The sequence below is a fragment of the Mycobacterium sp. E3305 genome (genome assembly GCF_001666785.1).
Taxonomy (GTDB): Bacteria; Actinomycetota; Actinomycetes; order Mycobacteriales; family Mycobacteriaceae; genus Mycobacterium.
In genome coordinates this window covers 26,414-47,561 of the sequence record NZ_LZJA01000028.1, presented here as the reverse complement: position 1 = coordinate 47,561, position 21,148 = coordinate 26,414, and the positions used below count along the sequence as shown (strand labels likewise).

At 70.3% G+C, this 21,148-nt stretch carries 8 protein-coding genes; all 8 read right to left on the bottom strand.

What is annotated here, in order from left to right; translation table 11 throughout:
• Positions 1-146: 146 nt before the first annotated feature.
• From A5701_RS03085 to A5701_RS03050, 8 genes are read right to left on the bottom strand one after another with little or no spacing between them, the layout of a single operon-like run.
• On the bottom strand, positions 147-365 hold the full coding sequence (locus A5701_RS03085) for an MbtH family protein (protein WP_067748391.1): 219 nt from the start codon (positions 363-365) through the stop codon (positions 147-149).
• A complete protein-coding gene (gene mbtG, locus A5701_RS03080) occupies positions 343-1,638 on the bottom strand; it encodes an NADPH-dependent L-lysine N(6)-monooxygenase MbtG (RefSeq protein ID WP_067748388.1) in 1,296 nt (431 codons plus the stop codon). The genes A5701_RS03085 and mbtG overlap by 23 nt, the downstream gene beginning before the upstream one ends.
• On the bottom strand, positions 1,635-6,044 hold the full coding sequence (locus A5701_RS03075) for a non-ribosomal peptide synthetase (RefSeq protein ID WP_067748385.1): 4,410 nt from the start codon (positions 6,042-6,044) through the stop codon (positions 1,635-1,637). Before A5701_RS03075 ends, mbtG begins: the two co-directional genes overlap by 4 nt.
• A complete protein-coding gene (locus A5701_RS03070) occupies positions 6,041-12,562 on the bottom strand; it encodes a non-ribosomal peptide synthetase (RefSeq protein WP_067748383.1) in 6,522 nt (2,173 codons plus the stop codon). Before A5701_RS03070 ends, A5701_RS03075 begins: the two co-directional genes overlap by 4 nt.
• Positions 12,559-15,558 carry a mycobactin polyketide synthase MbtD gene (gene mbtD / locus A5701_RS03065; protein WP_067748381.1) on the bottom strand — a complete coding sequence of 1,000 codons (3,000 nt, stop codon included), beginning with the start codon at positions 15,556-15,558 and terminating at the stop codon, positions 12,559-12,561. Before mbtD ends, A5701_RS03070 begins: the two co-directional genes overlap by 4 nt.
• A complete protein-coding gene (locus tag A5701_RS03060) occupies positions 15,558-16,874 on the bottom strand; it encodes a polyketide synthase (protein WP_067748379.1) in 1,317 nt (438 codons plus the stop codon). The genes mbtD and A5701_RS03060 overlap by 1 nt, the downstream gene beginning before the upstream one ends.
• Positions 16,867-17,631, bottom strand: a complete 765-nt coding sequence (locus A5701_RS03055; protein WP_067748377.1) for a thioesterase II family protein — start codon at positions 17,629-17,631, stop codon at positions 16,867-16,869. The genes A5701_RS03060 and A5701_RS03055 overlap by 8 nt, the downstream gene beginning before the upstream one ends.
• On the bottom strand, positions 17,628-21,143 hold the full coding sequence (locus A5701_RS03050; RefSeq protein WP_067748375.1) for a non-ribosomal peptide synthetase: 3,516 nt from the start codon (positions 21,141-21,143) through the stop codon (positions 17,628-17,630). Before A5701_RS03050 ends, A5701_RS03055 begins: the two co-directional genes overlap by 4 nt.
• Positions 21,144-21,148: the final 5 nt, after the last annotated feature.

Genomic DNA, 21,148 nt, shown 5'->3' with positions numbered 1-21,148 from the left:
CACCATGGCGGGATCTCAGCGATCTTGTCCCCCACACGGTTCCGCGTGACCACGGTTAGTAGGTGTAAGTGTGCCTGGTGTGACCGGCGATTGTGTCTCGGGCCGGTCACGGTACGGCGACGCTACGGCCGCGCACCGCCCGCCCGTTACGAGCGTCGCTCGATCGATTCCCGGAGACTCTTCGGCCGGATGTCGGTCCAGTTCTGCTCGATGTAGTCGAGGCACTCCGCGCGGCTCGCCTCGCCGTAGACCACGCGCCACCCCGCCGGCTTGTCGGCGAAGCTCGGCCACAGGCTGTGTTGATCCTCGTCGTTGACGAGGACGAAGAAGGTGCCGTTCTCGTCATCGAAGGGGTTGATGCTCATCGCGTCTCCTTGTCGTGTGCTGGGGCGGGCCCACCGAACCCACCGTGGATCCCAATACCCGGTCTGACAACAATCCCAAGCAGCTGAGGTTGGGAAATCCCGGCCCCTGCGTCAGACCGGAGAGGTTGGGCAGGAACAACTTGGGTGCGACGTCGGTGACGGCCAGGTCGTGGCCGATCGCCTCCTGCAGGCTGTCGGCGGTCAGCGGTCCGCCCAGGCCGAGCTCCAACAGGTCCAGCACGTCCTGGCCGAACAACGACGTGAACCACAGCGAGTCGGCGCCAGAACCGTCGATGACGAGGTCGAAACCGTGCACCGTCTCGAGGTTCTCGCTGCCGCGGTTGGTGGACAGGGTCAGTCGGATCTGCCCGTCGCGGCCCACCGCGTGGGCCACCCGGCCCCGCAGATGGCGGATGCGGTCGTCGGCCAGCAGGGCCTCCTGCACGTTCGCCGAGAAGACCCCGCGGTCGGTGCGGGCCAGCGCGTCGCGGCGTTCGGCCAGCGTCAGCGCGCTCCAATCGGTGGGGTCGGAGAACAGCGAGTTCTCGAAGAAGCTCTCCCCGCGGGTGAACAGCGTCACCTGCGGCGAGATGACGGTGATGGTTGAAACCCGGTGCCGGAACAGCTCGTTGAGCATCGACGCCGCGGTCTCGCCGCCGCCGATCACCGCCACGCGCTCGGCGCTGATCCGGTCGTGACCCGCGGCGCGGTCCCAGAACTGGGCGATCGACAGCATGCGCGGATTGCCGGGCAGCAAGGATTTCTCGGCCTGACCGGGCCCGGTGATCATCAGGGCGTCGGCTTGCACGGTCGTCTCGTGGGTGTGCAGCGTCCACTGGTCCCCGCTGACGGCCAGCCGTTCCACCTCACCGTGCACCACGTTGAGGCCGATCCGGTCGGCCACCCAGCCCAGGTATTGGCTCCACTTGCGATGGGTCGGCGCCGGGCGGCCGCGGTCGATCCACTCGGCGAACGACGCCGTGGCGATCAAATAGGACTGCCAGCTATAGCGGGTCATCCGCTCGTCGAGTTCGGCGTTGCGGCGGGGCACCAGTGCCGAGCGGTAGGGGAACCCGACATCCTTCTCCGGGCTGGTGCCCAGCCGGTGCGCGCCGTCGGTCCAGCCGCCGCTCGCCTGCCAGTTCGCCGCCACGCCGATACGTTCGACGGCGATCACCTCGGGGGCATCGACACCCATGTCCCGCAGCACGGAAGCCTTGGCCGCGACGGCGACCGCCTTGGCTCCCGCGCCGAGGATCGCAAGTGTGCTCATGGGGCCATCTCCCGTAGCGAGTCGATCCAAAGATGTTGCAGCTCGGCGACATCGGCGTCACTGAGAATGTCGGGCAGCGTGCGCCACTGCGCGGCCAGCACCCGCTGCCCGTCGAAGGTGAGCATGGCGGCCACGATGGTGAGCTCGTGGCGGACCGCGAGATCGGGTTCGGGCTGTGGCGACACCCCGGCCAGCAGCTCCCGCTCCAGCGTCAACGCGGTGCCGCCGTGGGCATGGGCGGCTCCGATGTAGTTCAGCAGCAGTTGCGGCCGGCGCAGCGGGGCGAGTCGCTCGGCGGTGTCGGTGCGCAGGTAGCGCAGCAACCCGTAATCCAGCCCATCGCCCGGGATCGTCGCCAGCAGCTCCCCCGCGCCTCGTGGGCCCGTCGACGTCACCCGTATCGGGTAGATGGAGCTCAACAGCCCGACGGTGTCGCCGGTGTCGATGCTGCGCGTGCCCGTGCCGTCGACGAGACCGTCGGCGCGCCCGTGTGTTTCGAGCGCCAGCAGGGGCGGTGGCGTGGCCTGGTCGCGCGAGCGCCGCCACCGCGTCACCGTCGCCGCCGTGGCGGCGATCAACAGGTGGGGCATCGGCAGGCCCGAGCCCAGTAACCGGCGGGTGAGGTCGGCGTCGGTGGCGATCATGCGGACGTCCAGATCGCGGGCGCGGTCGCGACGCGGATCGACCCGCCGGGCGCCGAGGTCGGGATCGTCGCCGTCGGACTGGGCGGCCCAGAACTGCACGGTGTCCAGTCGGTGAGCGCGCTCGATGAGGGCGGCGGCCCAGCGCCGGTAGCTGGTGTGTTCGCGGATCGGCGCGGGCGCACGCCTGGTGGTCAAAGCCGTTAGGGCGGAATCCAATTCGCCGAGGACGACCCGCCAGGACGCCGGGTCCATCGCAAGGACATGGGCGGCCAGCAGCAGGACGCTCGGCCCGGCCGGGGGCCGAAGCCATACCGCGGCCAGCATCGTCCCCCGCTCCGGGTCGAGGCGGTCGACGGCCCCGGCCGCGTAGGCGGGGATCACCGCTCGCAGATCGTCGGAGGTCGCAACCTCGTCGATGAGTCCGGTGTGGGTGTCCGGTGCCGAAACCAGGGTCATGGCGGCCCGGTCCAGGCGGGAGCGCAGCACCTCGTGGGCGTTCACGATGCCGGCCAGCGCGGCGTCCAGTTGTTCGCGGGTGACGTTGTCGGGCAGCCGGATGGCCTCGGTCTGCGCCAGGCGGCGCGGCTCACCGAATTCGTAGAGCCATCGTCCGTTGGGCAACACCGGCATGGGTCCGGTGTCCTCTTCGGCATCGCTTGCGGCAGAGGCCGTTTCGGAGTCGATCGCCTCCGCTAATTCGCGGATGTTGGCGCACTCGAGGACGAGCCTGGCGCGCAGGGCAATTCCCCGTGCCCGGGTCGCCTGGACCACCGACAGGGCCGTGATGCTGTCCAACCCCAGCTGCAGGAAATCCGCGGAGACGTCGACTCGCGGCTGGTGGAGCAGCTCCGAAAGCACTTCGGCCAGTGCGGCTTCGGTCGGCGTTGCGGGGGCGGCCTCGGCGGGATCCGGCTCGTTGGCGTCGAAGGCGCTGAGCGCGGCCTCGTCCAGCTTGCCGTTGACCGTCAAGGGGATCTCGTCGACCGCGAGGATGCGCTGAGGGATCATGTAGCGCGGCAACCGGGTGCCGAGCATCGTACGTAGCTCGGCCGCCGTCGGCGGCCGGGGCGCCGCTTCGGCGACGACCACGTAGGCCGTCAGCAGCGCGGCCCCTTGACGCCGGCGCACCACGACCCCCGCTCGCCGGACGGCGGGATGCGATTCGAGCGCGGCCGCGATCTCGCCCGGCTCGACGCGGTAGCCGCGGATCTTGACCTGAGCGTCGGCGCGGCCCACGTATACCAGCGAGCCGTTGGGGGCCCGACGCACCAAATCGCCAGTGCGGTACATGCGTTCGCCGGTCGCGAACGGGTCGGCGACGAACCGCTGCCCGGTTTCGGCGGCGCGGCCCAGATAACCGCGGGCCAGCTGGGCGCCGGCGAGATACAGCTCGCCCGTCACGCCGCCCGGAACCGGTCGCAGCGCGGAGTCCAGCACGTAGCCGCGCGTGTACGCGGTCGGCCGCCCGATCGACGGGTCGTCATGCTCGGCGATGGCGGCGACCACCGCCTCGACCGTCGTTTCGGTGGGGCCATAGCAGTTGTGGGCCGCCATGCCGGTGCGCGCGCACTCGGCGCGGATGAGGTTCCAGGCGGGCTTGCCGAGCGCTTCCCCGCCCAGGGCCAGCACCGCCAGCGGCACCGTGCTCAGCAAACCGCATGCCGCGAGTTGGGCAAACATCGACGGGGTGGTGTCGATCATGTCGATGCGGTGCTCGGCGATCGCCTCGACCAGCGCCTCGGCATCGGTCTGCGTGTGCTCGTCGACGACGTGCACGGCGTGACCGTCGAGCAGCGCGACCAACGGCTGCCAGGCGGCGTCGAACGCGAACGACCACGCGTGCGCGATGCGCAGCGGCCGGCCCAGCCGGGCGGCCGCCGGGCGCAGCACGTTGTCCAGGTGGTCGTCGGCGTATGCGCTTACGGCTGCGTGAGTTCCGATGACTCCCTTGGGTTCTCCGGTGGTGCCCGACGTGAAGACGACGTAGGCGGCTTGCCCGGGCGACACTTCGACCGGGTGGAAGGCCGCGCCCGGCGGTTCGCCGGCCAGCGGCGACTCCTCGTCGAGCACGATCGCGGCGCCGGATTGACGCAGGATCGATTCCACCCGTTCCGGGGGTGTTGTCGGCTCCATGGGCACGCACATGCCGCCGGCCTTGAGCACGGCCAGCATCGCGACGATGTAGTAGGGTCCCCGGGAAAGCCGAATGGCCACCGGGCTTTCGGGCCGCACGCCGCGGTTCGCGAGGCGGGCGGCCAGGCCGTTGGCGAGGGCGTCCAGTTCGCGGTAGCTCATCGTGCCGCCCGCCCAGCTGATCGCGAGGTTGTCCGGGGTCTTGGCGACGACGTCGGCGAACCTCGTGTCGATGCCGACCGCAGACGGGGCGGGCGGGGCCGCGGCGCGCGGCGGGGCCGCCTCGTCGTCGAAGAGAACGCTCACCTGGCGCAGCGGCCGGTCCCAATCCCGCAGCAGCCGTTCGGCGGCGGTCAGCACCCGCCGGCCGAAGGCCGCGGCGGGAACGGCGCCCAGCGCACCGTCGATCACTTCGACCAGCACCACCAGTTCGCCGCCTTCGATGTGCGCGGCGACGGTGATCGGGAAATGTGACAGGGTTTGCAGGGTGGACGGCCGGAATGTCGCACCGCCTGCGGTCAATTCGACGCCCGCGGCCAGTCCGTCCAGGGGGAAGTTCTCGTAGACCAGCAGGGTGTCGAACATCTCCCCGACGCCGCCGAGCGCGCGCAGTTGGGCGTGCCCGAGGTAGCCGTGCTCACGCAGCAACGCGGCGTCACGCTGCACCGCGCGACATTGCTCGCCGACGCTTGCGGCCGGGTCGAGCCGCACCCGCATGGGAACGGTGTTGATGAACAGCCCGATCATGGTCTCCACGCCGGTCAGTTCGGGCGGCCGGCCGGAGATGGTGACCCCGAAGACCACGTCGTGGGTGTCGGTCAGCCTGGACAACACCAGCGCCCACGCCATTTGCATCAGCGTGTTGACGGTGATCCCGCGGGATCGCGTCCCGTCGACCAGTCGGGCGGTCGCCGCGGCCGGCAGCCGCAGTTCGGTGGTGCGGGGCAACCCGGCGCGCCGGTCCTCGCCCGAGCCGAGCGCCGCCGACAGCAGGGTGGGGCCCGGAAGGCCGGCCAGGTGCTCCCGCCAGACCCGTTGACTGGCTTGCAGATCGCGGCCGGCCAGCCAGCCGATGTAGTCGCGGTAGGGCCGCGGTGTGGCGGGCAACGCGGACACGTCCCCGCCGGCCCGATACAGAGTCATCATCTCGTTGACGAACACCGGCATCGACCAGCCGTCGATCACGATGTGGTGGGCGGTGAGCACCAAACGCCATCGAGAGCAAGGCAATTCGATGAGCAGGAAGCGGATGGCCGGCCCGCGCTCCAGATCGAACGGGCGCCGGCGTTCACCGGTCTCCAGCGCCTGCACATCCTCGGGCGCCGCGGCGACGGTGCGCCACGGCAGGTCGACCCTGGACGGCACGATCTGGACCGGGTGGGCGATCCCTCGGCTGAAGAAGCTGGCCCGCAGATTGGGGTGCCGCCTCAACATCTTTGTCGCGCAATCACGTAACAGCGCGACGTCGAGCGTGCCGGAGATGTCGGCGGCCATGCCGATCACGTACGGGTCGTCGGCGTCGCCGTCGGCGAATTCGGCGAGCGTGGTCAGCGAATACAAGCCCTCCTGCAGCGGGCTCAGTGCCATCACGTCCTCGATGTCGGGCGCGACATCCTTGGTGGCCGTCATGGCGTACCGTCGCGCGACGACCAGAGCTGCGTCACCGCAGCCAAGTCGTCGGCCGAAAGGCCGGACGTGCTCATCGGCTCGAACCGGTCGTCGGCGTGCTCGGTGTCGTTCTGCCCGTCGAGAGCGGCCGCCAGCTGCTGCACCGTCGGGTTCTCGAAGATCATCCGCGGGCTCACCGCCAGGCCGGCGGCCCGTGCGCGCGCGGCGAGCTGCACCGACAGGATGCTGTCCCCACCCAGCGCGAAGAAGTCGTCGAAGCGACCAACCTCGGGCGTCGACAGCAGCTCGGCGAACACCTTGGCCAGCGCGCGTTCGGTGTCGGTGCGTGACGGCTCCGTTTGTCCGCTGGTGGTGACGGACGGCCGCGGCAGCCCGGGCCGATTCAGCTTGCCCGACTCGGTCTTGGGTAGCGCGTCCAGGACGGTCAACGACGACGGGATCATATAGCCGGGCAGCGTCGCGCCGATGGCGGCGCGCACCTCCGATGCGAACGAGGCCTTCTGTGCGTCGTCGACCATTGGCCGTTGCGGCACAACGTATCCGGCCAGGGAGGTGCCGCCGTTCAGCTCCCAGGTGCGTGCGGCGGCGGCGGCGACCCCGTCGACCGCCGCCAGCGCAGCCTCGACCTCGGCCAGCTCCACCCGGAAACCGCGCACCTGGACCTGGTGGTCGGTCCGTCCGACGAATTCCAGTTGGCCGTCCTCGGTCCAGCGGGCGAGGTCGCCACTGCGGTACAGACGTGAACCCGATTCGAGCGCAAAGGGATCGGCGACGAACCGGGTGGCGGTCAGCCCTGGGCGTTTCCAGTAGCCCCGCGCCAGTTGATCGCCGGCGTAATACAGTTCGCCCACGACGCCGACCGGCACCGGCCGCAGCCCGTCGTCGAGCAGGTAGGCGGCCGCCCCGGGAACCGGCTTGCCCACGAGCGGATTCGGCGGTGCCAGTCGCCCGCGGGATACCGCGCCGGACGTCTCGGTGGAGCCGATGTTGTTCAACAGCTCGATCTCCGTGCCGCCGCACACGGACACCAGCCGTCGTAGCAGCGACGCGCTCACCGGTTCCCCGCCGCACACCAGTCTGGACAGCCCCCGCACCGCGTCGGGCCGGCTGTCCACCAGGGCGGAGACCAGGCTGGGCACCGCGGTCACCTGCGCGACCCCGTGCCGACTCATCAAGTCGCCGAGGGCTTCCGGGTCGCGGTGCTCGGCATCGTCGGCGAGGATCATCGTCGCCCCCGCCGCCAGGCCGGCCAGCATCTCCATGCCACCCTCGAGGAACGTGATCGAGGCCTGCGCCAGCCGCACGTCCTCCGTCCTGGGCGGGTAGTGCCGCAGCTGCCAGTCCAGCCGGGCCGCCATCGACCGATGGGTGCCCAGCGCGCCTTTCGGCTTGCCCGTGGATCCGGACGTGAAGACCAGGAACATCGGGTCGTCGGGGTGCGGCGGCGGCAGTTCCCGCCGAGCGGCATCTCCGTTCTCCAGCGCGGCCCGCACCTGCGCGTCGTCGAGCGAAATGACGGCCACGCCCGCTACGTCGGGGATGGTGTCCGCCGCTTCGGCCGTGGCCAGCACCACCGGCGGCCGCACGTCGTCGAGCATGAACTGCTTGCGCGCCCGCGGATAGCCCGGATCGATGGGGAAGTAACCGCCGCCCGCCTTCATGATGGCCACCAGCGCCACCACCAGGTCGATGCCGCGCCGCATCGACAGCCCGACCAACGACCCCGGCCCGACACCGCGCGCGGCAAGCAACGCCGCCAGGCGGTCCGAAAGGCGGTGCAGCGCTGGGTAATCGAGCTGCCGATCGCCGCAGCGCACCGCGATCCGCCCGGTCCCCCAGCCTCGGCTGGGCTCCAGCAATTCCCCAATGGTGCGCGGCCGGTCGTGCGGCGGTCGCTCGCCGCGGCTCCAGTGCTCCAGCACGCGGTGCCGCTCTGCGGCGTCGGTCAGCTGCACGTCGCGCAAACTTTGGTCGACATTGTCGGCAAATGCGGTGACCACCCGAGTCAGCCAGCCGGCGAATCGCTCGATCGTGGCCCTGCTGTACAGCTCGGTGCGGAAGATCAGATTGCCGTTGTATCCGCCGCCGTCAGAGCCGTCGGTGCCGAAGAAGTTGACGCTGAGGTCGGCGTGCGCCATGTCGAAGACCGGGTCCAGCGAGGTGCACACCGTGTCTTGCTCGCCCTCGCCGGAGCCTTGCTCGATCACGCGCGTCGCGGGCAGGTGGTCGCGGACGTGCACGACCACCTGGAATAGCGGGTTGCGCGACAACGAACGGACCGGGCTGACGCTGTCGACCACGCGGTCGAACGGCAGGTCCTGATGGGCGTAGGCGGCCAGCGCCGTTTCCCGTGCGCGGGCCAGCAACTCGCGCAGCGTCGGGTTGCCGGTCAGATCGTTGCGCAGCACCAGGATGTTGACGAAAAACCCGATCAGCTGATCCAATTCGGCCTCGGTGCGCCCGGCGACCGGGGTGCCCAGCGGGATGTCGAGCCCACCACCGGCTTTGTGCAGCACCACCGCGACGGCCGTTTGCAAGAGCATGAATTCGGTGATGCCCAGCTCGCGGGACAACTCGGCGAGCTTGGCGCGGGTGGTCGCGTCGATGCCGAAGTCGACGGACTCCCCCTCGCCGCTGGGCACCCGCTGGCGCGGGAAGTCGGGCCGCAGCCCGCTGTCCTCGGGCAGCCCGGCCAGTTGGCGGATCCAGTACTCGCGCTGCTCGGCGGCGACAGCGGACTCCTGACCGCTCGCGTCGCCGAGGAACTCCCCCTGCCACGCGGCGTAGTCGGCGTACTGCACGCGCAGCGGCGCCCACGCCGGGGCTTCCCCCGCCCGCCTGGCCCGATACGCGGTCATCACGTCGGCGAACAGCACCCCGGCCGACCAGTGGTCGGAGGCGATGTGGTGGACCACCAGCGACAGGACGTGCTCGGCGTCATCGGCGGTGCGCAGCACCGCGACCCGAATCGGCAATTCGCGGTCCAGTTCGAAGCAGTGCCTGCGCTCGGCGTCCAATTCCCGTTGCAGCCAGGCTTGATCGGGGCCGGAGGCCCGGCGCACGGAAACGTCACCCGCGGATCCGACCACCTGATACGGCACGCCATCCAGCTCCACGTAGGAGGTGCGCAGGATTTCATGCCGGGCAACGACGTCCCCGACGGCGGCGATCAGGGCGTCCATGTTCCAGGGCCCGCTCAGTTTCGCGGCGAAGGGAATGTTGTTGACCCAGCTTGGCCCGTCGACGCGATAGGCGAACCAGCTGCGCAGCTGTGAGGCCGACAACGGCATCGGCTCGTCGTGGGCCGTGGCGATCAGCTTGGGCCGCGACTGGCGAAGCTCGCCGGAACTGAGCCGGTCGACCCGCTCGGCCAACGCGCTTACCGTCGCCAGTTCGAAGACGTCGCGGATGCCGACCTCCACCCCGCACTCGGATCGGATCGCGGTGACCAGTTTCGTGGCCACCAGCGAATGGCCGCCCAGGTCGAAGAACGAGTCGTCGAGCCCCACTCGGTCGTGACCGAGCAACGCGGAAAACAATGCGGCGATGCGTCGTTCGGCGGGTGTGACCGGATCGCGGTATTCGGCGGCCGCCGCGATCTGGGGCTGGGGCAGCGCGGCGCGGTCGATCTTGCCGTGGGCCGTGATCGGGATCTCGTCGAGCGCCACGTAGGCGGCCGGCGTCATGTAGTCCGGGAGCGCCGCGGCCACCCGGGCTCGGATCCGTTCGACGTCAACGGTTTCCGGGTCCGCTCCCGGCACCGGCGTGACGTATCCCACCAGGCTCTTGCCCAACCGCGGCAGGTCCATGGCCAGCACCACCGCCCGCCCCACGCTGGGGTCGACCGAGATGGCGGCGGCGATCTCGCCCAGCTCGATGCGGTAGCCGCGGATCTTGACCTGCTCGTCGGCGCGTCCGACGAACTCGATGTCGCCGTCGGCGTTGCGGCGGGCAAGGTCGCCCGAGCGGTACAGCCGGCCGCCCGGCGTGAACGGGTCGGCGACGAATCGCTCGGCGGTCAGCCCGGGCCTGCGGTGGTAGCCGTGCGCGACATGCGTTCCACCGATGTATATCTCGCCGATCACCCCCGCGGGGACCGGGCGCAGTGCGTTGTCGAGGAGGTGGACCTGCGTGTTGATCTTCGGGCGTCCGATGGGCACCACCCGGGTGCCCTGGGTGCCCTCCACCGGGTAGCTGGTGCAGTTGACCACGGTTTCGGTCGGGCCGTAGAAGTTGTACAGCAGCGCATCGAAGGTGGCATGGAACTTGTCGGCGATCTCACCCGGCAGGGCCTCCCCGCCGATGGGGACTCGGCGCAGGGTGCGCCATTGGCTGACGCCGGGCAACGAGAGGAACAGACCGAGCAGCGACGGCACGAAATGCATCGAGGTGATGCCTTCGCGGCTCAGCAGATCGGTCAGGTAGCCGATGTCGCGGAGCCCGTCGGGCCGCGGGATCACCAGCCGGGCACCCATGATCAACGTGCCGAAGATCTCGCCCATCGACACGTCGAAGCTCGGCGACGCAACCTGCAAGAGCCGGTCGGTTTCGTCGACGCGGTACTCGTCACCGAACCAGACGAAGTACTCGGCGATCGGTGCGTGCGGCACCGGCACGCCCTTGGGCAGCCCGGTCGAACCCGACGTGTAGATCAGGTAGGCGGTGTTGTCCGGGCTCAGCGGCCTGATCAATTCGCTGGGCGCGGTGGCCGGGTACTCCGACAGTCCGGGAATGGGTTCGCGCAGCACGAGTTTGGCGTCGGCGTCGCCGAGGATGAAGGTCAGCCGATCCTCGGGGTAGGTGGGATCCACCGGCAGGTAGACCGCGCCAGCCTTCAGCACTCCGAGCGCGGTGATGACCAATTCGGGTGACTTGTCCAGCAGCACCGCGACGCGGTCCTCGGTGCCGACGCCCTGCTCGATCAGCCAGTGCGCCAAGCGGTTCGACTCTTCGTCGATCTCGCGATAGGTGTACTCGCGGCCCTCGTACACGACGGCGATGGCGGCCGGTGAGAGCGCCGCCCGGCGGGCGACCAGCGCCGGCAAGGTGGTGGGCGGGGTTTCGAATCTGTCGCCGGTCGAGGCGCGGCGCAGCCACGCGGCGTCGTCGGTATTCATCAGCGCGCACGCCGACAGCGCCGTGTCGGGGTTTGTCAGCATGTCGTCCAGCAACACGGCGTAGTGCCGCAGCAGCTGGTCGACCAGTTGCCGATCCAGAACTTCCACCAGGTATTCGGCTTCGATCAATCCGGCGCCCGTGCGGTCCAGCTCGACCATGAAACTCAGTGGCAGCTGGTTGAAATGGCCGCGCAACTCGCCGCGCGCGCACCGCACCCCGGGCGGGCAGAAACCGGCGCCGTCGGGCTCGCGCTGCCCGAAGCTCACCCGGGTCATCCGGTCGGCGCCGTGCCGGCGGTCGGGATTGGATTCGCGGACCAGCCAGTCCAGGTCGGCGCGCGAATGGGCGAAGGCACCCACCGCGCGGTCCCGGGTCTCGGTCAGCAGCTCTCGGAACGTCTGAAGGGGCCCTGGCCGCAGCCGAATCACCACGGTGTTGCCGTAGTACCCGATCGCCGATTCCGTTCCGACGCCGCGGTTGAGCACCGGAGCGGCGATCAGGAAGTCGGTCGACTGGGTGTAGCGGTGCACCAACGCGGCGAACGCCGCCATCAGCACCATGTACGGGGTGGCGCCCGTCTCCCGCGCGAGCGCCGCCGCCCGGTCGACGGTGGCCGCCGACAACGGCATCGCGGTGCGTTGGGCCCGCCAGGTGCTTGGCACCACCGATCCGTTGGGACCCGGAAGTTCAAGTGGCTCGGGTAGATTCGCCATCTGGCGGCGCCAGTATTCGTGGTCCGCGGCGGGATCCGCGGCTTCGTCCGGCGGGGGGGCCGCCTGCGGGGGCTCGTCGGCGAAGCCGTCCGGATCGACGTACGCGCGGGTCAGGTCGGCGAAAAACGGCGCCCACGAGGCATCGTCCCAGGCGACGTGGTGGACGGTGATCAACAGCATCAGCTCGGTGGCCGAGAGCCGCGCCACGGTGACCCGCAGGGGTGAATCCGTGGCCAGGTCGAAGGGCCGACGGAAATCCCGCTGCGCCAGCACGTCCAGCCGCAACCGCCGGGACTGATCGGTCAGGTCCGACAGGTCGTGCTCGGCCCACTCCGGGCGCAGCTCTTCGCGGATGACCGGATACGGGTCGCCGTCGGCGCCCGTGGCGTACGTCGTATGCAGCAGGGCATGGCGCGCGGCCACAGCGTCCACCGCGTGCCGCAACCGTTGGATGTCGACCGCGCCGCTGAGGCGATAGGAAACACAGACGTTGAGCAGCGCGCTGTCGGGGTCCAGCGACTGCACGAACCACATGCGGTGCTGTCCGACCGACATGCGCGGCCCTTCGGCGGTCGCCACGGGCGAAGCGGCGGGCGGGCTGGCCAGGCCGCGTTCGGCGATCTTGCGGCGCAACAATTCCAGGCGCTCGTCGTCGAGCCGTGCGCCGGCTTGGGTGGTGTCCGTCACGCGGGGAGTCCAACCTTTCTGGCTTCGCGAACGTCGGGTTTCGCGCCTTCGCGCGGCTCACCGGAGCCGGCGCGCAACGCATCGATCAATTCGTTGAGGGTGATCCCGCCGAGCATGCGAGCCACCGGAACCGAGCGTCCGACCGTCCGGCGTAGCCGCTTACGCAGATCCAGTGCGAGCAAGGAATCCACCCCAAGGTCGATCAGCGGTGCGCTCGCGTCGATCGAGACCGAGTCGTCCAGGTGCAGTGTCGCGGCGACGTCCGCGCGCACCACGTCGGCCAGCGATCTGGCGGCGGGGTGGACCGCTCCCCCGTCGCTGCCGCGGGACACGCGGAAAGGCGTTGGCATGCACTGGCTTTCGAAGAACACCGCGAGCCGGTCGAAATCCGCGTCGAAGATCAGCGGATCGCCGTCATTGCGGTGGAAGCCGGCCTCGATCGCCGCGTCGGGCACCATCGCGGTCAGACCGGATCGTTCGGTGCGGGCTATCTCGTCGGCCGCCACGACGCCCGCGGCCTGCCACAGTCCCCACCGGATCGCCACGCAGTCGTGACCCCCGCGGCGCAGCTGGGCGACCAGCACGTCCAGCATCCGGTTGGAGGCGGCATAAGCGGCGTGGTGGTGACCACCCCACACTCCGAACACCGACGAGCAGGCCAGGATTCGGCAGTCCGGACGCAGCGGCCACCGCTGCGCCAGCAGGGCCAGGCCACGCACCTTGGCGGCACACACCGTCGCCACGTCGGTTCCGGTCAGCGCGGCGAGGGAGCGCGCCTGGGCGATGCCGGCGGTGTGAATCAGCATCGACGCCCCCGCGCCGGCGTGCCTGACGGCCTCGGCCACGGCGACCGGATCGGTGATGTCGCAGCGCAGGGCGCGTACCTCGGTGTCGTGATTGTCGGTCAGCCGGCGCAGTACGTCCCGGTCGAGACCGTTGCGGCTCAGCAGCGTGACCGTCCGCGCCCCCCGTTCGATGCAGTATCGCGCGTACTGCAGGCCGATGGCGCCGCTGCCGCCGGTGATCACCACGTTGTCCAGTGCGGCGGCGTCCAGCGGCCGACCGGTCGCCGAGTCGCGGCAGTCCCGGAACGTCCGGATGTACCGTCGCGTTACTTCACTTCCGCGCAGCGCGACCTCGGCCGCCTCACCGAGCAGCACCTCGACGACGGCGCGCGCGCTCCGCGCGTCGAGGTCGCGGCCCGGCAGGTCGAGATGCCCGAAGGCCTGGTCGCTGAATTCGAAGCCGGCGCTGCGATGCATCGCGCCGAGTGCTGCCTGTGCCGGTGATACGTCGGTGTCGTCCGGGTCGATGCTCTCGCCGCCCGCGGTGATCAGCCAGACGGCCCGGCAGCGCGGGCCGATCAGTGCGGCGTAGTCCGGCAGACCCGCGTCCGGCCGGCCGGCGATCTGCGCGATCGCCGATGCGGGGTCGCGCTCGTCGAGCCCGGGGGTGACGACGGCGACGATCTCCGCATCGTGCGGCGCGACCACCCGGCAACCGCCCTGTGCGTCAACGGCTTCCATCAGCCTCCGCGTCAACGCGTCCTCCGCGTCAGGGCCGAAGAATCCGATGTCGGCACCCGCAGCGTCCGATGGGGGGGCGGGTTGCCAGGCCTCGACGGCGACGGTGAGCGAAGGGGCCGGTGCCGTGTCGATCAGCGGCTCGGGCGCTGCCCACAGGTGGACCGCCCGCATGGGCGCGTTGGGGAACCCGCGCAGCGGCCGCCGGACACCGCCGGGCATGGTGTTGGCCCACTGGCAGCCGGGATCGGCGGTCGCCACGGTCGCGATGTTTTTCGCCAGCACGTCGGTGATGGCTCCCTCGCGGTGGCCCGAGCCGGCGACCACGCTCGTTCGCTCGTCGATCAGGTCCGCGAGCGGGTACAGCAGCGAAGGATGCGCGGACAACTCGACAAAAGTGGTGGCGCCGAGTTTCTGGGCCGCCGTGACCGCCTTATCGAAACGCACCGTGTTACAGAGATTTTCGTACCAGTACTGAGAGAAGTCCGCCCCGCTGCCCACCTCGGCACCGAAGGTCGAGCCGACGAATCTGACCGGGCTGTCCCGGAAGGCCGAGCGGGGAACCCGCTCGGTCAACTGCGCGCGCAACGGCCGCAGCACACTGGTGTGTCCCGGGTAGTCCACGGACAGCTGATGGGCGAACATCCCCCGCTGCCGGGCCAGCAACACGGCGGCCGCCACGGCGTCGCGGTCTCCGGACACCACGGTCGACGAGGGGCCATTGACGGCCGAGACTTCCAACCAGCCCGCGGCTTCCGCGATCAGGGACTCGGCCTCGTCGACCCCGGCCCCGAGCACGACCATGGCGTATTGACCCGCCAACTGGTCGACGATGGTGGCGCGGGCTCCGACCAGGGCGACCGCGTCGGGCAACGAGATCGTCCCGGCGACGTAGGCGGCCGCGACCTCGCCGAGGCTGTGGCCGACGGTGATTGCGGGCAGCACACCGTGGAATCGCCATTCGTAGGCCAGGCTGACCGCGTGGGTGAATTGTGCTCCTTGTATCTCGGTCCGCGACCAGTTGCGATCGTCCCCTCCGGTCAGGTAGGGCAACGGCGACGGCAGTCCCGCAGCGAGGAAGGCCTGCGCGCATCGGTCGGCCGCGGCCCGGTATGCCGAAAGTCGTTGATAGGCCTCGGCTCCCATCGATTGCCATTGGTTGCCCTGTCCGGGAAACACGAAAGCGATGCACGGCGCCACACCGTGCGAGGACCGGGTCACCAGCGGGTGCTCTTCGCCGCGGGTTAGGGCGAGCAGCCCGCCGGCGAGCTCGGCGCGGTCGGCCGCCCGGACGACCGCACGGTGCCGCCGCACCCGACGCAGCCGCAGCAGGCTGGACCCTATCGCCGCGGGGTCCGCGTCGGTGCGGTCCAGATAGTCCAGGATCGCTCTGGCGTCGTTGACGATCAGCTCTTCGTCGTGCGCGGTGAGCAACACGGGTACGCGACCGTCGGGCAGTGGGGATCCGAGCATCACGCGACCTCGGGGAGGGAGACGATCACGTGTGCGTTGGTGCCGGCGATGCCGAAGGCCGACGTCGCCGCGGTCCGTCGGCCGGCGACCGCCGGCCATGGGGTCAGGGTCGTGGCCAACCGCAACCCCTGGCTGTCCCAGTCGATTTCCGGGCTCGGGTCCGCCGCGTGCAGAGTCGGTGGGATCGCCCCGTGTTCGGCGGCGACCACGACCTTGGCCAGCCCGAGCGCACCGCTGGCCGCGAGGGCGTGCCCGAGGTTGGACTTCACCGAGCCGAGCAGTGCGCCGCAACCGGGTGCCGTGTCGCCATAGGTTTGCGCCAGCGACCGCAGTTCCGTGCGGTCGCCGAGGCGGGTGCCGGTGCCGTGGCCCTCGACCATGCCGACCTCGTCGGGCCGAATCCCGGCCTGCGTCATGGCACGGCGAAACAGGCGAATCTGCGCTTCACCGCTGGGCGCGCTGAGGCCGGCGCTGCGGCCGTCTTGGTTGACGGTGGTGGCGCGGACCTCGGCGACGACCTCGCGGCCGGCGCGCAAGGCGGCCGATTTGCGTTGCAGCACAAACATCGCCGCCCCCTCGGCCCACACCGTTCCGCTGGCCTGGGCGCTGTAGGGGCGGCAGTGCCCGTCGTCGGAGAGGGCGTGTTGCTTGGAGAATTCGACGAAGAATCCGGGCGATCCCAGGACGTTCACCCCGCCGGCCAGCGCCATGTCGCAGTCGCCGTCTTGGATCGACCGCACCGCGACGTGGAATGCGGCCAGCGCGGACGCGCACGACGAGTCCACCGTCAGCGCCGGGCCGGCCAGCCCCAGCGTGTACGCGACCCGGCCGGAGATCACGCTCAGCGCGGTCCCGGCGAGCAGGTGCCCGCTGTGCTTCGAGAAATTGGCCATCTGCGGCCCGTACCCGGTGGCCGAGGCGCCGACGAAACAACCCACGTCGTGCCCGGCCAGGTCGTCGGGATTGATGCCGCTGTTCTCCAGCGCGCGCCAGGAGACGCGGAGCACGACGCGCTGCTGGGGGTCCATGGCGACGGCCTCCCGCGGGGAGATGCCGAAGAACTCGGGATCGAAGGTTGTTGCACCCGTGAGGAATCCACCGCGATCATGGATTTCCTTGAAGCCGCTCCGCCGCGATCCGGCGAGCAGCTCGCTCACCTGCCAACCGCGGTCCGTGGGGAACGGGCCCAGCGCCTCACGGCCGCGCGACAACAACTCCCAGTACTTCTCGGCGGTGTCGATGCCGCCCGGCGCTTCGAGGGCCATGCCGACGATCACGACCGGATCGGCCGCCGCGTCGAACCTGTTGTCAGACATCGGCGTTCACCCGTTCGGCCACGGCGTCGATGTGCTCGTTGAGATAGAAATGGCCGCCGTCGTACAGGAACAACTCGAAGTCGCCCGCGGTGTGGTTCTCCCAGAGCCGCAGCGCGGCCGGATCGACGCGGTGGTCGTCGCGCGCCCCCAATACCCTGATGTCGGCGCGAATGCGGACGCAGGGAGCGCACTCGTAGCGATTGATCGCTTGGTAGTCGGCTCGCACCGCGGTCGTCAACAACTCCGCGAACTCCTCGTCGGCGAGCAGTTCGGGGTCGGTGCCGCCGAGATCGGCGATGTCGGCGAGCAGGCCGTCGTCGGAGGTGGGGAGTTGCGGCATCGTGGCGACCGCCGACGGTGCGGGCCCGGCCGAGACCCACAGGCGCTGCACCGCGGTGTCGTGGGATTCGGCGATCCTCGCGAATTCGAACGCCACGACGGCACCCATGCTGTGGCCGAACAGCCGAAGCGGCGCGACGCGACTCCACGGCCCCGCGTCGAACAGGCCCCGGGCGAGGTCGTGCACTGTGTCGGGGGCCGGGTGACTGAGCCGGTCCGCGCGCTGTGGGTACTGCACGATGTAGGTGTCCCCGCCCAAGGCCAGTGCGGCGGCCACCGACCGATAGCTTGCCGCGGAGGCGCCGGCGTGCGGAAACACGACGGTCGCGCCGGCGCGTCGGCGTGCGCTCCCGCCGGACACCCGCTTGATCCAGGATGCGAACTCCGTCGGCACGCTCAGCACAGGGTCGGATGTCATTGTGCCGTCTCGGTTTTCGCGGTGTGTCGACCGGCCGACAGCACCGCGTCGGCGTCCAGGTGGATGACTTCCAGGTACAGCTCGGCAACCTGGTCCAGCCGCGCGTCGTCCCGCTCGCGGTCGGTGAGCAAATTCGCCAGTGCCGCCACGGTTCTCGTGGCGAAGATGTCGGCGACCATGACATTCGGGGTGTCCAGCCAGGTGCGGATACGGCCCACGGCCTGGGTGGCGAGCACCGAATCACCCCCGAGCGCGAAGAAGTCGTCGTCACGCCCCACCCGCTCCGCGCCGAGTAGGTCACCGAGCAGCGTCGCGAGCGCCGATTCCAGCGGCGTCGCCGGGGGACGGTAGCCGGGCTGCTCGGCCACGGAAATCGCGGCGCCAAGGTGGCGCGCGACGGCACGGCGGTCGATCTTGCCGGCGTTGGTGAACGGGATCCGCTCCACGAGTGCGAAGTGGCGCGGAACCATATGCGCGGGAACGAGTTCGGCCATCAGCTTCGCAAGCCCCTCGGCGGACGGCTGTGCACCGCTGGACATTTCGGGGCACACGGCGGCGGCCAGGATCTCCGAGCCCCCGGGTCCCGGGAGCAGGGCCGCCACCGCTATGGCCACTCCGGGGAGTCGGCGCAACGCCGCCTCGATCTCGCCGAGTTCGACGCGATAGCCGCTGATCTTGACCCGGTGATCGGCACGGCCGACGAACTCGCAGGTGCCGTCGGGCCAATACCTGGCTAGGTCGCCGGTGCGGTACCACCTGCGGCCCGCGTGCTCGACGAAGCGCTCCGCGGTGAGATCGGGACGCCCGCGATAGCCCCGCGCGATGCCGCGGCCGGATACCCACAGCTCGCCGGCGACCCAGTCCGGGCAGTCGTCACCCGCCTCGTTGACGACACGGCAGGCGTTGTTGGTCAGCGGCACCCCGTAGGGCAGAGCGGTCCAGTCGGCCGGCAGCGCGTCGGGGTCGGCCACTTCGAAAATCGTGTTGTGGACCGGTGTCTCGGTCGCTCCGCCCAGACCGGCGAACCGTAGGTTGGGTGCCTCGGCCCGCAGCCGGCGGGCCAGCTCCGGGCGCACCCAGTCCCCGCCGGTGGGAATCACCCGCACGGAAGACAGCCGGCCGCGGCCGACTTCGATCAGCATCTCCAGCCAGCCCGGCATGAAGTGCAGCACGGTGACTTGGTGGGTGTCGATGAGCCGGGCCCAGGCGTCGGGGTCGCGGCGCTGCGATTCGTCGACCACCACGATCGAGCCGCCCGTCCGCAGGGTCACGAAGATGTCCATCACCGAGATGTCACCCTCGAGCGTGGACAGGGCCAGGCATCGATCCGCCGGGCCGATGTCGAAGTGGCGGGCGATGAACTCCACCGTGTTCATCGCGGCGTCGTGAGTCACCTCGACACCCTTCGGCTCCCCGGTCGAGCCCGAGGTGAACAACACGTAGGCCAGCTCAGCGGGATCGACTCTCGCCGGATGGATCTCGGGCGCGAGCTGCGCGTCGCGCAGCACGTCGGCGAGGCACAGCTCGGGCACCTTCAGGTTCAGTCGCTGCCCACCGCACACCACGGCCAGGCGCACCGCACCGGTGTGCAAGATGCGCTCCGCGCGGTCGCGAGGCTGGTCGACGCCGATCGGCAGGTAAACCGCGCCGATGCCCAGGATGCCCAGCAGCGCGGGCACTTGCTCGGCGGTCTTGGGGCCCATCACCGCGACCGTGTCGCCGGGGCCGACACCCGCCGTGCGCAACGCGGCGGCCACCGCCAGCGCCTGCTCGCGCAGCTGCCCGTAGCTGACGTCCCCCGAGCCGGCGAATATCGCGGGCGCGTCGGGCTGTTGCTCGGCCTGCCGAAAGAACCCGTCGTGCAATGCTTCTCCGCTGGGTTCGGCGGTGCGGCCGTTGACCGCGTCGCGCACCGCGCGCTGGGCGTCCGACAGCGGCGGCGGCCCCATCGCCTCCCAGCTGTCGTCGGCGGAGGCCAGCCTGAGCAGTTCGTCGATGTGGTAGGCGAACATGGCGTCGACGACACCCGGGGCGAAGACGCCGTCGCGGACGTCCCAATTCACCAGCACGCCGCCGTCAAACTCGGTGACCTGAGCGTCCAGCAGCACCTGCGGACCCTGGGAGATGATCCACGCGGGTGTGCCGAATTGGGCGGTGACCTCTCGGCTGAACAGCTCGCCGAGTCCCAGCGCGCTGGTGAATACCACCGGCGCCAGCACCTGGGTGCCGCGATGGCGGCTGAGGTCGCGGAGCACCGACAGTCCGGGATAGGCGGCGTGGGTGGCGGCGGACCGCATCGCGTCCTGCACGGCCCCGGCCCGCGCCACCGGGGTGCGCGCGCCGGTGAGGTCCACATCCAGCAGCAGCGACGAAGTGAAATCGCCGACCAGCGAGTCGACTTGGGGGTGCAAAGGCTGGCGCCCGAACAGCGGCACATTCAGCAGGAAGCGCGAGGTGGTGGACCAGCGCGCCAGGGCGTTGGCGAAGGAGGCGGCCAGCGTCATCGCGGGCGTGACCCCGCGGGCATGAGCGCGGGAAAACAGCGCGTCCCGGGTCTTCGGGTCCAGCCAGTGCCAGAGCCGGGCGCTCCTACGCGAACCGCGGTCTCCGGTGGTGGGCAGCGCCGGCGGGTCCGGGAGCTGCGGGATGCGTTGCGCCCACCACTCGCGGGCGGCGTCGCGGGCCGGTTGGGGCCGGGCCTCTTCCGCCTCGATCGCGTCGCGGTAGCGCCGATACGTGTAGCTCAGCGCGGGCAGTTCGTGACCGAGGTAGAGAGCGGCAAGATCGGACATCAAGGTGCGATAGCTCATCGCGTCGGCGGCCTGCATGTCCAGATCGACGTGCAGGCGCGAACGTTCGCCCGGCAGCAGCGTCAGGGCAAGCTCGAACACCGCGCCGTCGAGCTGCTGGTGCGATTTGGCGTCGCGGATGGCGGCCAGCCGCGCATCGACCCCGTCGCCGTCCAGGTGGCGCAGGTCCTCGACGGTGACCGGGAATTCGTCACCGGCCGCCGCGATGCGTTGGGTGCCGTCGGGCAGGAACTCAACCCGCAGCATGGGGTGGCGCCGGGCCAGCTCTTTGGCGGCCGCACGCAGCCGCGCGGGATCGATCGGGCCGCCGTCGAATTCGACGTAGAGGTGGCCGGCCACCCCGCCGAGCTGCTGGCTGTCCTGCCGGCCGACCCACATCGCGTGCTGCATCGGGGCGAGCGGGAAGGGCTCGCCGTCGGCCCCCGGCGCCGACTCGCTGGCAGCCTTGTGATCGCTTGGCTCGGTCGCCGGCTCGGCGGTCACCAGCTTGGCCCAGGCCTCGAGGGTGGGAGTTTCGGCCAGCGTGGCGAAATCGACGGCGATGCCCTGACGGCGCCAGCGACCCGCCAGGGTCATCATCCGAATGGAGTCCAGCCCTTGACCGATGAGGTTGGTGGTTGGGTGGACGTCGTCGACACCGACGCCCAGCAGTTCGGCTACCTCTGCCCGGACGTCTGCCGGGCGCGCCGAGGCACGCACCACGAACC

Coding starts and splice junctions, on each gene's coding strand:
- A5701_RS03085 (WP_067748391.1), bottom strand. CDS start 365: ATGAGCATCAACCCCTTCGATGACGAGAACGGCACCTTCTTCGTCCTC.
- mbtG (WP_067748388.1), bottom strand. CDS start 1,638: ATGAGCACACTTGCGATCCTCGGCGCGGGAGCCAAGGCGGTCGCCGTC.
- A5701_RS03075 (WP_067748385.1), bottom strand. CDS start 6,044: ATGACGGCCACCAAGGATGTCGCGCCCGACATCGAGGACGTGATGGCA.
- mbtD (WP_067748381.1), bottom strand. CDS start 15,558: ATGCTCGGATCCCCACTGCCCGACGGTCGCGTACCCGTGTTGCTCACC.
- A5701_RS03060 (WP_067748379.1), bottom strand. CDS start 16,874: ATGTCTGACAACAGGTTCGACGCGGCGGCCGATCCGGTCGTGATCGTC.
- A5701_RS03055 (WP_067748377.1), bottom strand. CDS start 17,631: ATGACATCCGACCCTGTGCTGAGCGTGCCGACGGAGTTCGCATCCTGG.